Genomic DNA, 14,119 nt, shown 5'->3' with positions numbered 1-14,119 from the left:
GGCTTTAAATTGATGAAGTTGATAGGTTCACTACCTAAAACACTTATCACGTGCTGCCTGGGAATCTGCGGCTTGACGATGACGGTGTCCGAATCGTACGCAGACCCCTTTCCGGTTGTTTCCGATCGGTTGGATGCGTCCACCGAACTCTCCCTCAGAAACTCCACAACCAACAGCATGGACGGCTGGCGAGGTGGTTGGAAGCTCTCACAAATATCTCCCGCAATGATCGATCCTGCGGAAGAGGCCCGTTGGCCATCGGTGTTGATACGAGGAACCGGCGGTCGCAACAATCCGCTGCGTCGACAGCTCGAGCGTGTGTACACGGATGACGAAGTCTATATCGGGTTTCGCTTCGTCTACGAACCTGATCGCGTTGTTGGAAAACCGGACCCCGAATTCTTCGTGCTGTGGCTCGATCGTACCCAAGGGAGCGATCGAGCCGTCCATAACTCTGGGATTCCCAATATCGGCGTCCACCTTGCCGATCGTGGTCCGAGCAAAGGGCAGAACGTTTTCATGCTTCGCTTTGGCAACGGCCAAACCGCTTGGAGCCAAAGTAAATTAGAGCCCGGAAAGACCTATCGGCTGATTACACGGTTGTCGAAAGAAAAGTCAGGCGAACGCAATGACTACACCAAGATGGAATTGTGGATCAACCCCGAGCCGGAATCCCACGACAACCCCAACCTAAACATCAGCCGCCAAACCGGAATACATCAGTTTAATTGGGTCGGTTTTTCGACCGGCGTAAAGACCGAACGCGAAGATCGTATCCGCGTCGGAGACTTGGTCTTTTCTTCAAGCTGGAATGAAGCCTACGACTTTCTGCATGCCAGCGGCCCGGACGCTCATGGCAAACCATCCAAGCCCAGAGTTGTGTGGAAAGAGACCGTCGACTTCAAACGCGACATCTACCCATTACTCGAGAATCGATGCTTTGAATGCCATGCCGGAGAGTTCCCCGACTCTGGCTATCGGCTCGATGTTCGTAGCGAACTGCTAGGTCACAGTACGGGGCACGCGTTGGTTGTCCCCGGCAATAGCCGCAATAACCCTCTTCTGAAAGCATTGACCTCCAGTTCTGATACCCAGCGGATGCCGCCCGACGGAGAACCGTTATCAGAAAAACAGATCGCCCTGGTCACCGCTTGGATTGAACAAGGCCTCGCCTGGGACGACAAACTACTTCCGGAACCGAAAGTCGAATCCGAGCACTGGGCCTTTCAGCAAGTCGTACGACCGGAGGTTCCACAAACCGAAGACCGCAAACAGGACAATCCGATCGATGCGTTCTTGGCAGCTCAAAGAGAAGACTTAGGGCTCATTGCCTCTTCGGAAGCCGACCGGCGCACGCAAATTCGTCGTGTGTATCTCAACGCCCTCGGATTGCCCCCCACCGAAGAAGAGACCGAAGCATTTTTGCAGGACCGTTCTCCGAACGCTTACGCTAAACTCGTCGATAAGCTACTCGCCTCTCCTCATGCTGGCGAACGAACAGCACGCATGTGGCTCGACTTGGTTCGCTGGGGCGAAAGTGAAGGGCATCAACACGACATCCCGCGTCCCTTCGCGTGGCGATATCGCGACTATGTCATCGATAGTTTCAACAACAACAAGCCCTACGATCAATTCTTAAAAGAGCAGCTTGCCGGCGATGAGCTGACCTCAGAAAAAGACCAGTCCGTGATTGCGACCGGGTTTCTCGCGTCGGCCCGCATCAGTGGCAATCAAATGGACAAGGGGCTGCAGCGCACCGATATCATGTTCGACATCGTCGACAACACGGCCAGCGCGCTGCTAGGGCTGACGATGGAGTGCGCTCAGTGTCACAACCACAAGTTCGAGCCCATCTCGCAAAGAGACTACTACCGGTTCCTGGCCTTTTTCTCGCGCGGACAGTTGGGAAACATCCGTCTTCAAGACTCTAAGAATCCTCCGGCCAAAGAGATTAGTCAGTGGTTCTCTCAAGGCTCTTACAACTTCTATCTACGTGAGGCGAAGAAGCTCAGAATTGATCCCGCAGAGTACCCTGCGCATACCTGGGGCTACTACTCGCCGGCGACAGGACGGGAAGACCTTGAATACTTGCCGGTAGTGAATCGCTCTCCACTGCCTTACCTTCCAGATCTCCTCAAGCAAACCGACACGCATATCTTGGTTCGCGGCGACGTGAATAGCCCCGGACTGCGTGTCGAGTCGGGCTGGCCGGCCGTTCTCGGGACGACTCCTTCCGAGCTTACTCCCACACCCCGCCAGGCCCTTTCCAAGTGGCTGGGCAGCCGCGAGAACCCTTTGGTCGCTCGCGTTTGGGTTAATCGACTGTGGCAAATGTATTTCGGGCAGGGCATCGTCGCGACCTCCAGCGATTTCGGAACGCATGGATCGCAGCCGAGTCACCCCGAACTGCTCGATTGGTTAGCCGCAGAACTCATGGAGAACTCCTGGAATACGCGACACATTCAACGGTTGATCTTAACTTCGGATGCCTATCGGCAAAGTGCCCAATACAACGCCCACAACCATGAGATAGACCCTGAGAACGTCCACTTGTGGCGTTGGCCGCAACGTCGCCTTCAGGCCGAAGCGATTCGCGATTCTCTCTTGGTCGTCACGGGAGAGCTTAACCGGCAAGTCGGCGGACCGAGTGTCGCGCCTCATCGTGACGAGCAGGAACTTCGTCGAACCATTTACCTTTCGCAAAGACGAAGCGAGCTTCCAGATGTGATGCAGATGTTCGATGCACCGGAAGCGATCCGGAGTTGCCCGAGCCGCGAAACATCGACGGTGGCTCTGCAGCCACTTTACCTGCTCAACAATCCGTTTGTCGTGAAAAGGGCCCAGACTCTCGCGGATCAAATTCGAGAAGCGGCAGGAGAAGATCGTTCGCTTCAGATCGAACTTGCCTTTTCGCGAATCCTTGGCCGGGCACCTACCCAGCGAGAAGCCGAACGCTGCCTGACGATGCTTCAAATGCCAGAGAAAGACCAAGCTGTCGAGCAGCGAAAGCTCACGCAGTTGCTGCACTCGTTGATGAACTTGAATGAATTTGTTTACCTGCCGTAATGCCCCCATCGAAAGCCTTGCCAGTGTTTGATCTTTCCATGAATCGTCGTGTTCTGTTTCAGAATGCCGGCCTGGGAATCGCGACCATCGCACTGAATTCCCTTCTGCAAGATAATTTGGCTGGGGGATCTCCGTCCGTTTCTCAACACAAGCAGATGCCCCACTTCCAGCCGACCGCCAAGTCGGTGATCTTTCTCTTTATGTCCGGAGGCCCAGGCCATACCGACACGTGGGACCCGAAGCCGCAACTCTCGAAGATGGACGATCAGTACGTGCCGGCCAGCATTGTCGCCAACGTGCCCAATATTCCACGATCGGGGGTGAACTCGAAACTGATGGCATCGCCGTTCCGTTTCAAACCGTACGGGCAAAGCGGCATCGAGGTCTCGGAACTGCTACCGCATACGGCTCAGCATGTCGATGACATTTGCGTATTCCGTTCGCTCAATCATCGTATACCCGTCCATGGCCCAGGCGAATGCATTACCTTGACAGGCTCCGGGCTCGGCGATCGCCCCAGCATGGGAGCCTGGGTTACGTATGGCCTGGGAAGTCCGGCTCAAAATCTGCCTGGCTTTGTGATGCTTTCATCTAACGAGAATGGCCCTGCCGCCCAACGCCCCGGTTGGGCATCCGGCTTCCTGCCGGCCCGTTACCAGGGAACCGTCCTAGATGCTCGGCAAGGTATTCCCTTCTCTGAAATGCCTCAGCTTTATTCGGAACGAGATCGACGTCAGCAACTTGAATTCATCCACTGGATGAACGAGCAGCATCTGACTCAACAAGCTCAGAACTCAGAACTTCAGGCTCGTATCGAGTCGTACGAACTTGGCTTCCGCATGCAGATGGAAGCCCCAGATGTGCTCGATCTTTCTACCGAATCGGCCGAGACTCAAAAGGCCTATGGGATCCACGAAAAAGCAACTTCGGCCTTTGGACGCCAGTGCTTGCTTGCCCGGCGTTTGGTGGAACAGGGAGTCCGCTTCATCCAGCTACGCAACGGAGGCTGGGATGCCCACGGCTCGCTCAAATCGAATCACATTGCCCGCTGCAGGGCCACCGATCAACCTGTCGCCGCCCTGTTAGCCGACCTGAAACGCAAAGGCATGCTCGATGAAACTCTCGTGGTCTGGGGTGGCGAGTTCGGTCGCACGCCAACCACCGAAGGGACACGCAAGGGGGATAGCCGGGGCCGCGATCATTCGCCAGCGGGCTATACCATGTGGATGGCCGGAGGCGGAATCCGAGGTGGCCAGGTGATCGGTGCGACCGACGAACTGGGCTTCGTTCCGGTCGATCGTCCTCTGTCGCCACACGACCTTCACGCCACGATCCTGCACACGCTAGGCATCGACCAACATCAACTCATCTACCCTCACAACAACCGTCAAGAAATCCCCACGGTCCTGGGCGGCGAAGTGGTTCAAGAGGCTCTGAAGTCGGGGTAAGCCTCTGACTTATTACCTATTCCGTTTTGGCCATCCGGCCTGCTATTGACCATTCATTCTTTTCAAAGGTCATTCATTATGTCAAAAGGCAGCGTACGAAAGAAAAGAGACGCCGGTTTCACTTTGATTGAACTGCTGGTCGTGATCGCGATTATCGGGATTCTTGTGGCGCTGCTGCTTCCGGCAGTGCAGCAAGCCCGTGAGGCGGCTCGACGCATGAGCTGCAAAGCGAATCTCAAACAGATTGGCATCGCTCTGCACAACTATCACGACACGTTCAACTCGTTCCCGCCGGGCGGCTTTCGGCACATGGGGCAAGCACCTTCGAGCAACAACGAAAACACCGCATTCGGCGCGACGTCCCATAGTTTTCTAGTCTCCATCTTGCCGCAAGTCGAGTTCTCGGCCATGGCCGATCAGTTTAATCATATCCAAGGGTGGCGAGGACGACCGAACCGCAGAGTGGTCACGACGGTTCCTCCTGTGTACCAATGCCCCAGTGCGACGCTAACCCATTCAGACCATACCGATGAAACGATAATCGACGCCAATGATGTGGTGCTCGGACCAATGTTCGCCGGGCACTACGTGGGAAATATGGGGCCGGTGGGAACCGGTTACAACTTGGCTTGCAAGAAGTCTTCGGGAAGCGGTTCTGCTCCGAACTGCCAATCCTTTAATGAGGTTTCCGACCAAGGCATCCTTGGCGCGAACAGCAAACTTGGTTTTCGCGATGTCACCGACGGCACCTCTAATACCATCATGGTGGGCGAGCTTTCCACCAACGCCTACCCGACCGGTGCGCCTGCCCCTCGGGCATGGTCACGCGGCTGTGCCGATCACTCTTGCGGCATGAGCAAGAACGTCAAGTTCGGCATCAATATCCAGGGCTTTGTCTCCGGCAACTTCAACAACATGAGCTTCAGCAGTTTGCACCCAGGCGGTACCCAGGTTTTGCTGGCCGATAGCAGCGTAACGTTTGTTTCCGAGAACATCGACATGGACGTGTATTTGGCCACTGCCAGCCGGAACGGAAGTGAAGTGAGAACTCTCGATTAAGTGGCAATCCTATTTACCCGAGAAATCTTTGCATTCGCTTTCCTACGAACTCAGGGAGTTTTTAATGCTTCAAAATACGAGCTACCCTCTCCAAGCTTTGTCCCTTGCCGTCGCCCTATCTCTGTTGGCATGCGGTTGCCAAAAAGAGGAAGGCCCAACCCGTTACCAAGTTTCCGGAACGGTGACGTTTGACGGAGACCCTGTCCCAGGCGGTTCGATCGTGTTCACGCCTGACAGCCAAAAAGGAAATACAGGCCCGCAAGGAACGGCGCGCATTGTCGAAGGTCATTACGACACGGCCATGGAAGGACGCGGAACCGTTGGCGGCCCCCATCACGTGCATGTGATTGCCACCGAAGCGACGACAACGCAAGAGGCCGAACTATTGGGACCACTCGCCGAGCACACCTTCGAGCTTGATCTTCCCTTAGATGCCGCAACCGAAGATCTAGAAATTCCTAAACGATCAAGATAGCAGCCTTCTCCCGGTGACGATGCCGAGCAGAGAAGCAGTGAGCGGCCAGCTGCGGCTTGGCCGTCGACTGAAGCACGATCGTATCGCCAAGCGGCGAACAATGTTCGCCGCTGTTCTTGCTTGGGTCTAGTCTGCTTTTGAATCTAAGTCGAAGTCAAACGTGTTGGGTCCGTCTGGACTCACCATTGCTGTGAGCCCTGACTTCTCCAATTGGGAATAGACCTTGGGCGTTTGACGCACTTCTTTTAAGGGGCGTCGATAGTTGCCGCCGTCCGCGCTCTCGGCTTTCTCTGGTCCGACGGGGATCCAGTCGATTTTCTCGACACTCACTTGAAACTCACCTTCGGTCACGCCGTCGTGATCTTCAAAGGTTGTCATTTGGTAGTGGCCCGCCTCGTCGGTGATGGCCGTACCAGAGACTTTACCTCCAACAGGACTGAAGACCACGATTGCTTCCGGCAACGGCTTCCCGTCCATGCGCACTACGCCATTTGTCTTGTAGACTTTTGGACGCATGGCCGTCCATTTGTCTTGCGAGCTATAACATCCGGCCATGGCAATCACCCATGACAGGCAGAGAAGAGTACTGAATCGTCGAGTCCACATGAGGCTATCCTTTGTGCTACGTAGTCATTCATCAACATGGGTGCCAGAAAGGCAGAGGAGAGTTCGCTGCAGGAACGGATGCCGTCCCGTCCGCGATTCTCTCCATCGCCCTTCACGCCAACTTGGAAGTCACCGAGGCAGGTGACCTCCATGTTGTTAGAATTCGCCGAGGACTTCGCCTTGAGCGCGTGTGCCTAACGCACCCCACACACCGAATCGGCTCGGGCCAGTTCGACCTTGCGTGCCGATGTTGCCAGCGTCGATGTTCTCGCTGATGAATCGCGACGATCCATCACCTCGCAAGAGATTGACTCCGCCTGGATGCATCGACCTCGGTGGCAAGACCCCATTCTTTCCCGAGAAGTCAGAGCACACGGCCGAATTCGGTCCCAAGGTGGTGTTGAAGCTAATGATTGCCATCATGCCGTCGCTCCAGCGACCACCAGGAGCCCGATCTCGGTTGGTGGCGGTGCTTGAGGTGTAGCTGGTGTCGATGAATTTGTTATTGATCCACTTCGCACGACACCCGACGGGACTTTGCGTGTCGGTTCGTAGGACGGCTCCGAACCCGTTGGCCGGTCGTCCCGTTCCGTCGTCGTACCATTGAACGGTTTCCGACATTAACGCCGTGTTGGTAAGACCGTCGGTCACGTCACGAAAGGCGAACACAGCCGAGCCGCCGAAGACGCCGCGAATGCTATCTTCCTGGTCTAAGCTCCACGTCACGTCGCCCAGGTTGAGCACGTAATTTGTGTATGGCAGGTTCGTAATCGGATACGGCACCGCAGGAGCCGAAGGGCACTGCAAACCGGCGACAACGACACTGTTTCCGCCTGACGATGACCAGGGAGACGTCGGATTGGCGGCGATGTTGTCGTAGGCAGCCGATTGTTCAAGGAACGGCAGCAAGCGAACAAATGCGCTATAGCGGCCTGAAGCTGCGTCCGGCCCCATCATGGCTGGCGGCAAGACACCATAGGTATCGTGATAATTGTGCACCGCCAAGCCGAGCTGCTTCAGGTGGTTACTGCACTGCATACGGCGGGCGGCTTCACGCGCTTGCTGCACCGCTGGCAACAGCAAGGCGATCAATACGCCAATAATTGCGATCACGACAAGCAGTTCTACGAGCGTAAAACCATTTCGCATTTTTGAAGGTGGGTTCATCATGATTTGATACTCAGACTATAGAAGGATGATAAGAGAAACGCGTTTGGGGTGAGCTATCCCGCGAGGACTGCTGTTTGCGAGGGAACCATGCTCCTTTCTCAAAAAATCGCAAACACGAAAGCTCAAGGATTTGAATATACGGATATAGAATTTGGACGCTGAGTGATTACTCAGCTAATAAGTTCATCGATGACGCCGGTACTATCGCCGTGCCGCTGGGCGGGAACACCGACCCCTTGAAGCATGGTTAACCAGGCGTTGCACAGTGGCGTATCTTCTTCCACGACAATGTTCTGGCCGAGCTTGATGCCAGAGCCACCGCCGGTAATGATCGTGGGACAATTCGTTAAATTATGTCCGGTACGGATGTTACTTCCGTAGGCAAGAGCCACGTTGTCGAACAGGCGGCTTCCGTCGGCTTCCTGGGTCGATTTAAGCTTGTCGATTAGGCCAGCCAGAAGTTTGCTTTGTGTCTGATCGCGCTGCTGCGAACAAACCAGCTTGTCTCCACGTGTCGAGTGATAGTGGCTCATGTCGTGGGGGGCCACGCTGTTGCCAATGCTGGTCAACAACGATGCGACCGGTTGGCGATAGGTAATGACGCGAGTGCTGTCGGTTTTGAATGCCGCGATCAACAGGTCGTACATCACCTCGATCTCGCTACGGCCTGCGAGCGTAGAGCTGGGCTCGCCGAAGGGCGCTTCCGGACGCGGACGGTCCATCCACTGTTCGTCCTTACTCAGGCGAGTTTCGATATTGCGAACGCTCTCGAAGTACTCGGTGAGTTTTTCGTTGTCGTTCTGCCCTAAGCCGCGTCGTAAGCTTCGCGCGTTTTCGAGAACCGTATCGAGCACGCTTCGCTTCTGAGCGATCAGCTGACGCCGTTGTTCGATGGGTGTAGAGTCTTTCGAGAACATCCGGTGAAACGCGGCGAGCGGACCGTTTTCACCACCCACCGGCTTCCCACTGGCATCCCAAGCCAACGACAGGCCTGGTCCATGCCCCGATTGATCGTTGCCTTCGCTGTGGTTGAATTGCAGCGAAGAGAATCGCGTGAAACGTCCGAATTCATTCGCCGCGACTTGGTCCGCCGAGATCGTGTTGCAAAAGCTCTGACCGGCGACGGCATAAGGATTCGCCCCGGTTAGCCACCACGTACTCCCGGCGTGACCTTCCACCGAGAACTTGTTGCGAAGTCCTTGTATCACGGAAAAATCAGATTGGTGGCGTTCCAGGGCCTTCAGGCCGGCCGGCAATTGGTAGTCGGTGCCTGGGGTCGACTTGTCGGGATACCACGATTCTTCTGTAACTCCCCAGCCAAACCCGAGGAAGACCAAGCGTTTAGGTGGAGCTGTCGGCGCGGCCGCGCTTGCGTAGCGGCGAAAGCCAAACGATTCGAGGAACGGCAAGGCAACCACAGCCGTGGCGGAGCGAAGAACTTGGCGTCGCGTGGGTAGGGATCGGGACATATTTCACCTTGCTATTTCGAATGGAATTCTTTGCTTTGAACAAGTGCGTGAACGAAGGCTCTTACGGTGTAATCTTTGCTCCGAGCTTCGTTCTGGATATCTTCGATAAGGGTCTCGTCGGTAAAGCCAACTGGCCTTCCCAGTGCATACTGAATCAACGCTTCGGTGAATCCGCGAGCAAACGCGTCTTCCTTCGCAGCGATGGCATCACGCAGTTCCAGGAAGTTCTGGAAAGCGGGGCCATTGTGTAACTTTCCGGCCGGATCGATTTCCCAGGTCACCTTGCCGTCTTTCACCGGCTTGCCGTTGTCGTCCATGGCCTGGTAGCTATCTTCGGTTCTCCAGATTCCGACCGCATCGAAGTTCTCGAGACCGAATCCAATGGGATCGATTTGCCGATGGCAACTGGCACACTGCGGTTCTTCCTGGTGAGCCGTCAGACGCTGTTTGGTCGTCAAAGGCTTTCCGGCCAGGCGGGCCAGTTGTGGGATATTCGCCGGGGCTGGCGGGGGAGGGTCGTGTAATAGCTTTCGCAAAACCCATGCTCCTCGTTCCACCGGGCTGGTCGTGTCTCCGTTGCTCCCCATCAGGTGCACTGCAGCCATCCCCAGCAAGCCGCCACGCGGAGTGCCGTCGGGCAGCGGAACGGGGCGGAAACGATCCCCCGTGACGTCATCGATTCCGTAGTAATTCGCCAGAACGCCGTTGATGACGGCATAGTCGCTTTGCAGCAAGTCTGGCAGTTGTCCATTGTTCTGGACGAGATAACCGAAGGTTTCATAGATCTCGCGACAGGCGTTCATTCGAGTGCTATTGTCAAACCGCGGATGATGCTCCTGGTTGACTTGAAAGAAGTCGAGCCGTTCTAGCGTTAGCCATTGATAGGTAAACGCATCGACGAACTCTTCCGAGCGGGGGTCATCTAGAAGCCGTGTGACTTGCTGCTCCAGAATCTCAGGTTCCTGCAACTTGCCGGCTTCGGCGAGCTGCTGAAGTTCTTTGTCTGGGGGTGAACTCCAGAGGAAATACGAGAGCCGATTGGCAAACTCGCGATCGGTCAACGTGCGCGGCGCGTCGGTGTCGCGTGGCTCGAAGTGGTAGAGAAACATGGGGGACGAAATAATGATCGCCAAGGTGTTCTTCAACGCGTCGCTGTGTTTATCGCCCAGCTTTCGATACGTCTGATAGACCTGCACAAGGTCGTCAATGTACTTTGGTGATGGCTCTTGACCACGAAATGCTTCCAGGGCGAACTGCTGAAACGCCGCATGTAGCTCTGCCAGATTCGGTTCGCCTGATTTGTCGTCGAAGGGAATGTTCTGCAATACAGCAATGCCTGGTGGCTTGGGCTGGTCCGCCATTGGAAGTCGTTCGATTTCCATCCAGTCGATCCAAAGGGCGAATTTGCGTCCAATGCCGTCATTCTCGTCACGTCCTTCACGCGCGATGCGAGTCGCTTGAACCCAGTCGTCGCGACTACCTTTCTCGCGTAGAAAGAGCGAACGGTTGGCGCGTTCCTTGTTGGAACGTGTCATCGTCAGCGGGACTTCAATGACCTGAGGGTCGTCCATCGTGCCGGTGATATGATGGACACTAATGGCCTGCTGAGCCCGGGGATTGATGCCGAACTCTAGAAAGCTACGATCAGGCGTCGCATGTTCGGTCGCGGCCACGCGGAAACGCACTACGTACTCGCCCACTGGCCAACTGAAGGGGACCAAAAGGTTGATGGTCGCATTGTCGAGCTTAGAGGGATGCTCGTTAGGTGCGGCCAAGTACGCCCCGGTTTCGATCGCAGGCTGCTCCATGTAATAGCGATGATAGGGCAGGTGGAAAGGACGTGAACCTGCGAGCGCCTTATCGGCGTTATCTTCTTCCGTTTGAAATCCAAACGATTCCGGAGCAGGCGCGCCTTCCAGCTTCTTCCAATTTCGATAGAGGATATCGCGATGATTGCCCAGCGGACCTGCTTTAATTTCCTCGATGATTGCCGCGTTATCAGGATTGGCAACCGCCTTATCGACCTGCTCGATCCAACGCTCGGCACGCTGCCGCGCGTCGAGTTGATACTCGATGAACTTCGAGACTTTGGGGGTAATTTCCTCGGTCTCGAACCGCAGCTTCTTTTCAACGCCGGAGGCTGCTTCCCATTCGAAAGCTTCGTCGAGGGCCTCTCTGCCCAGGGCCATATACTGCTCGAACTGAGTGCTCGACATATATAGGTTCGAGCCCACGGTATCGAACGAACCTGTATTTTTATCCGATGGCAGATCGTTGACATTGATGTCGACGCCCAAGAGCTCTCGGAGCGTGTTGCCATACTCGCGACGGTTGAGCCGCCGCATGATGATCTCGCCCTTTTGATCAGACAGCTTGCGACGGGCATCGACCATGGTGTTGGCCAAGTGCTCTAAGAAATTTGCCTTGGCTGCTTTGTCGATTTCCGGTTCACCCTCCGGAGGCATCTCTCCGGAGTTCAACGCATTCAATACTTTCTGCCAGCGCGCAGCCGTTTCGATGTCGTTGATGTCGAGGGATAAGTCGTCGATGCGAAAGGCCGCCTCGGCGTCTTCCCCACTGTGGCAGAGAATACAGTGCTTTTGCAGGACAGCGTACTGCGTATTCTCGACGGCGACCTTAGGTAGCTCGGCTGCCAAGAGCGACGCACACGGCAGGCCGATCACAGCAAAAACAAGCGTGGCAAAAAGCGATTTATTCATTAGTCTCTGAGGGGGCTCAGGCAGGAAGGGGGGCGAACGACGGGGCTATTCGGGATTGCTGCTGAGGGTTATCTGAATGTCATCAACAAACTGACCAGGGAATGTAATTCGTCGGATGGAGTCTTCTGAATGTCCGTACGTAATGCCAATATGAATCAACACGAAATCTGTGTCGGCAGGCAATCGAAGCTCACAATCGCCCAACTCCCAGGTCTGTGGGTCGTTGTCGAGCTTGAGGTTTTGACGTGCCATCGCCGACGCGTATTCCTCAACCATCAGCGCATCGAACTGAACGGGGTTAGAGATGACATCCGACGTGAGTGCCATCAATCGAATTGAATGCCGAAATTCTTCACGACTCGGCTGAGGGCTCATGTTGAACAGGGCAGAAGCATGGATGAACGTACCGTCTTTCGTAAATTTGTGCCGCATCGAACGCAAATCAACCAGTCGATAGAGATCCCCACAATAGCTTGCATCGGGCTCAGGCTTCCCAAAGTAATCTGCTCGCAGAATTTGAAGCATTTGCTTACCATCGGCAGGCTCAACCTCTTGCTGGGCAGCGGTGATTTCACTGAAGTCACCTCCCCATACGTCAGACCGATTCGTCAATCCAACAACTTCCGGCGGAGAAGAAGTAGACTCGAAACTCTCCATCGCGATGTTGGTCACGACAGGCTTTTGAGGCATACCGCGCACCGGCCAGGTGAAAACGGAAATAAGAACGCCCAGAACGAGCCCTGACAAAAGAGCGAAACTCGATTGTCGACCAAGATAGTAAGTTGCCGATGATTCGACAGGCTTTGACTTGTCACGTAGCGTGACAAGTTCGTCCTGATTGCAAAACGCGTTAAGGCCTGAATGGACGAGGGAATCGGTCGCTTGCGATGCAAGGCCGTGGATTTCGGCGATGGCCCAGAAACGCAATCTGGCGGCTTCCGATTCCAGCATGATTTCGCTGAAACGAGCCTGCTCTTCTGGGGTAAGGCAATTGTCTAAGTAAGACTGAATCAGGTGATCTACGTACTTGTCATTCATTGCGAGCTCCCCGGCTGTAGCTGTCGATCTATACACTCACGTAAGGACAGGCGTGCCTTGGAGAGGGCCACATTGATGGAATTTACGGTTCGAGAAAGTAGTTCTGCGATTTGTGCTGGGGAATGCTCTCGTTGATAACGAAGCAACACGATCTCGCGTGCCTTCGGGGCTAAACCCTCAATGCAGTGCGTGAGGGATTCGAGGCGATCGTTATTGGCCCAATCTTCAGGGCAACTCATGGCGAGTGAATCCAGGAAGTCGACCGTCTGTATTCCTGAGGCCCGTCGTGATTCCAATAGCTTGAAACGCAAAATGGCCCGGCTCCATGCCAGGAAATTGCTGTTCAAATCGAATTCGTGAGCCTTCTTGGTAACGGTCAAAAATGTCTCCTGAATCAGATCGTCTGCCTGGACGAAGTCGGTGGTCAAAACCAGCGCGAAAGCTTTCAACTGCGATTGGTATTGCACAAACAGTTGCTGTACTTTCAGGGTGTGCTCGGTTATTTCATTCATGGGGTTTCATTATCAATGACTTACGGGCCTTCAAACTTACCCAATAAAATATTATTTGGTCGAAAATTTCACTTAACTCCTGTGTGCGTAATTCCTTTTTAAACATGCGGTGGAGAACCAAGTAATCAAAACAACGTCTGCCATGCCCGCAAAAGCAGCTGTAATCAGCGGCCACGCCCCCCTCACAAGGAGTGGCATATTCGGGTTCAATGTGGACAGCTTCGACGACATCCTGGCAGCATAGGAATCAGGTTGAATCATGGTCGTCCAGCAAGACTTAAGGGGGGAGAATCTTTTCTACGCATAGGAGGGCCACAAACGACTTTCGCTGGCAAAAACTTACCGATTCCATGCGTTTGGCACGGAATCTGCGTGGTGATTCCAAGTTACCGATGAATTCCGGAAGTTCGCCGTCAGGCAATGTCGTTATCACAGGTCACGCGTCGGAAGCCCCCACTAGTCGCATCCGCCCGCAGGATGAGTACGACGTGGACCATCCCTTCATGCGACACGCTTACGCCTACCGAACGCACGGTTCATACTAAATATCGATATC

General features: G+C 54.8%; 10 protein-coding genes. 4 read left to right on the top strand and 6 right to left on the bottom strand.

Translation table 11 applies throughout. The features are described 5' to 3' along the window. Positions 1 to 12 precede the first annotated feature (12 nt). The 4 genes from HOV93_RS06360 (at position 13) to HOV93_RS06345 (ending at position 6,048) form a co-directional block, all read left to right on the top strand. Complete coding sequence (locus tag HOV93_RS06360) at positions 13 to 3,066, top strand: PSD1 and planctomycete cytochrome C domain-containing protein (protein ID WP_207395644.1); 3,054 nt, start codon at positions 13 to 15, stop codon at positions 3,064 to 3,066. Positions 3,067 to 3,104: 38 nt separating this feature from the next. Beyond that, positions 3,105 to 4,514, top strand: coding sequence for a DUF1501 domain-containing protein (locus tag HOV93_RS06355; protein WP_235989895.1), 1,410 nt, complete (start codon positions 3,105 to 3,107; stop codon positions 4,512 to 4,514). Between the two features lie 78 nt (positions 4,515 to 4,592). Beyond that, entirely contained in the window at positions 4,593 to 5,573 is a 981-nt protein-coding gene (locus HOV93_RS06350) for a DUF1559 domain-containing protein (protein WP_207395642.1), read from the top strand. 64 nt (positions 5,574 to 5,637) lie between these two features. Continuing rightward, positions 5,638 to 6,048 (top strand): hypothetical protein, encoded by a 411-nt coding sequence (locus HOV93_RS06345; protein ID WP_207395641.1) that lies wholly within the window; start codon positions 5,638 to 5,640, stop codon positions 6,046 to 6,048. 126 nt (positions 6,049 to 6,174) lie between these two features. On the opposite strand, the gene HOV93_RS06340 is transcribed toward HOV93_RS06345, so the two are convergent. The 6 genes from HOV93_RS06340 to HOV93_RS06315 form a co-directional block, all read right to left on the bottom strand. Next, positions 6,175 to 6,654 carry a carboxypeptidase-like regulatory domain-containing protein gene (locus HOV93_RS06340; RefSeq protein ID WP_207395640.1) on the bottom strand — a complete coding sequence of 160 codons (480 nt, stop codon included), beginning with the start codon at positions 6,652 to 6,654 and terminating at the stop codon, positions 6,175 to 6,177. A 156-nt stretch (positions 6,655 to 6,810) separates the two neighbouring features. Beyond that, positions 6,811 to 7,824 (bottom strand): DUF1559 domain-containing protein, encoded by a 1,014-nt coding sequence (locus HOV93_RS06335; RefSeq protein ID WP_207395639.1) that lies wholly within the window; start codon positions 7,822 to 7,824, stop codon positions 6,811 to 6,813. A 170-nt stretch (positions 7,825 to 7,994) separates the two neighbouring features. After that, complete coding sequence (locus HOV93_RS06330; protein WP_207395638.1) at positions 7,995 to 9,293, bottom strand: DUF1552 domain-containing protein; 1,299 nt, start codon at positions 9,291 to 9,293, stop codon at positions 7,995 to 7,997. Between the two features lie 11 nt (positions 9,294 to 9,304). After that, on the bottom strand, positions 9,305 to 12,013 hold the full coding sequence (locus HOV93_RS06325; RefSeq protein ID WP_207395637.1) for a DUF1592 domain-containing protein: 2,709 nt from the start codon (positions 12,011 to 12,013) through the stop codon (positions 9,305 to 9,307). 45 nt (positions 12,014 to 12,058) lie between these two features. Continuing rightward, positions 12,059 to 13,051: a hypothetical protein gene (locus tag HOV93_RS06320; protein ID WP_207395636.1), complete on the bottom strand. Its 993-nt coding sequence runs from the start codon at positions 13,049 to 13,051 to the stop codon at positions 12,059 to 12,061. Further along, entirely contained in the window at positions 13,048 to 13,563 is a 516-nt protein-coding gene (locus HOV93_RS06315) for a sigma-70 family RNA polymerase sigma factor (protein ID WP_207395635.1), read from the bottom strand. The genes HOV93_RS06320 and HOV93_RS06315 overlap by 4 nt, the downstream gene beginning before the upstream one ends. Between the last annotated feature and the right edge of the window lie 556 nt (positions 13,564 to 14,119).

It is taken from the genome of Bremerella alba (assembly GCF_013618625.1).
Taxonomy (GTDB): domain Bacteria; phylum Planctomycetota; class Planctomycetia; order Pirellulales; family Pirellulaceae; genus Bremerella; species Bremerella alba.
This window is presented reverse-complemented; position numbering and strand designations above follow the sequence as displayed.

Bases quoted from the DNA above. Each gene is read 5' to 3' on its own strand.
- HOV93_RS06345 (WP_207395641.1), top strand. From the start codon at position 5,638: ATGCTTCAAAATACGAGCTACCCTCTCCAAGCTTTGTCCCTTGCCGTC.
- HOV93_RS06340 (WP_207395640.1), bottom strand. From the start codon at position 6,654: ATGTGGACTCGACGATTCAGTACTCTTCTCTGCCTGTCATGGGTGATT.
- HOV93_RS06360 (WP_207395644.1), top strand. From the start codon at position 13: ATGAAGTTGATAGGTTCACTACCTAAAACACTTATCACGTGCTGCCTG.
- HOV93_RS06335 (WP_207395639.1), bottom strand. From the start codon at position 7,824: ATGATGAACCCACCTTCAAAAATGCGAAATGGTTTTACGCTCGTAGAA.
- HOV93_RS06320 (WP_207395636.1), bottom strand. From the start codon at position 13,051: ATGAATGACAAGTACGTAGATCACCTGATTCAGTCTTACTTAGACAAT.
- HOV93_RS06350 (WP_207395642.1), top strand. From the start codon at position 4,593: ATGTCAAAAGGCAGCGTACGAAAGAAAAGAGACGCCGGTTTCACTTTG.
- HOV93_RS06330 (WP_207395638.1), bottom strand. From the start codon at position 9,293: ATGTCCCGATCCCTACCCACGCGACGCCAAGTTCTTCGCTCCGCCACG.
- HOV93_RS06315 (WP_207395635.1), bottom strand. From the start codon at position 13,563: ATGAATGAAATAACCGAGCACACCCTGAAAGTACAGCAACTGTTTGTG.
- HOV93_RS06355 (WP_235989895.1), top strand. From the start codon at position 3,105: ATGAATCGTCGTGTTCTGTTTCAGAATGCCGGCCTGGGAATCGCGACC.
- HOV93_RS06325 (WP_207395637.1), bottom strand. From the start codon at position 12,013: ATGAATAAATCGCTTTTTGCCACGCTTGTTTTTGCTGTGATCGGCCTG.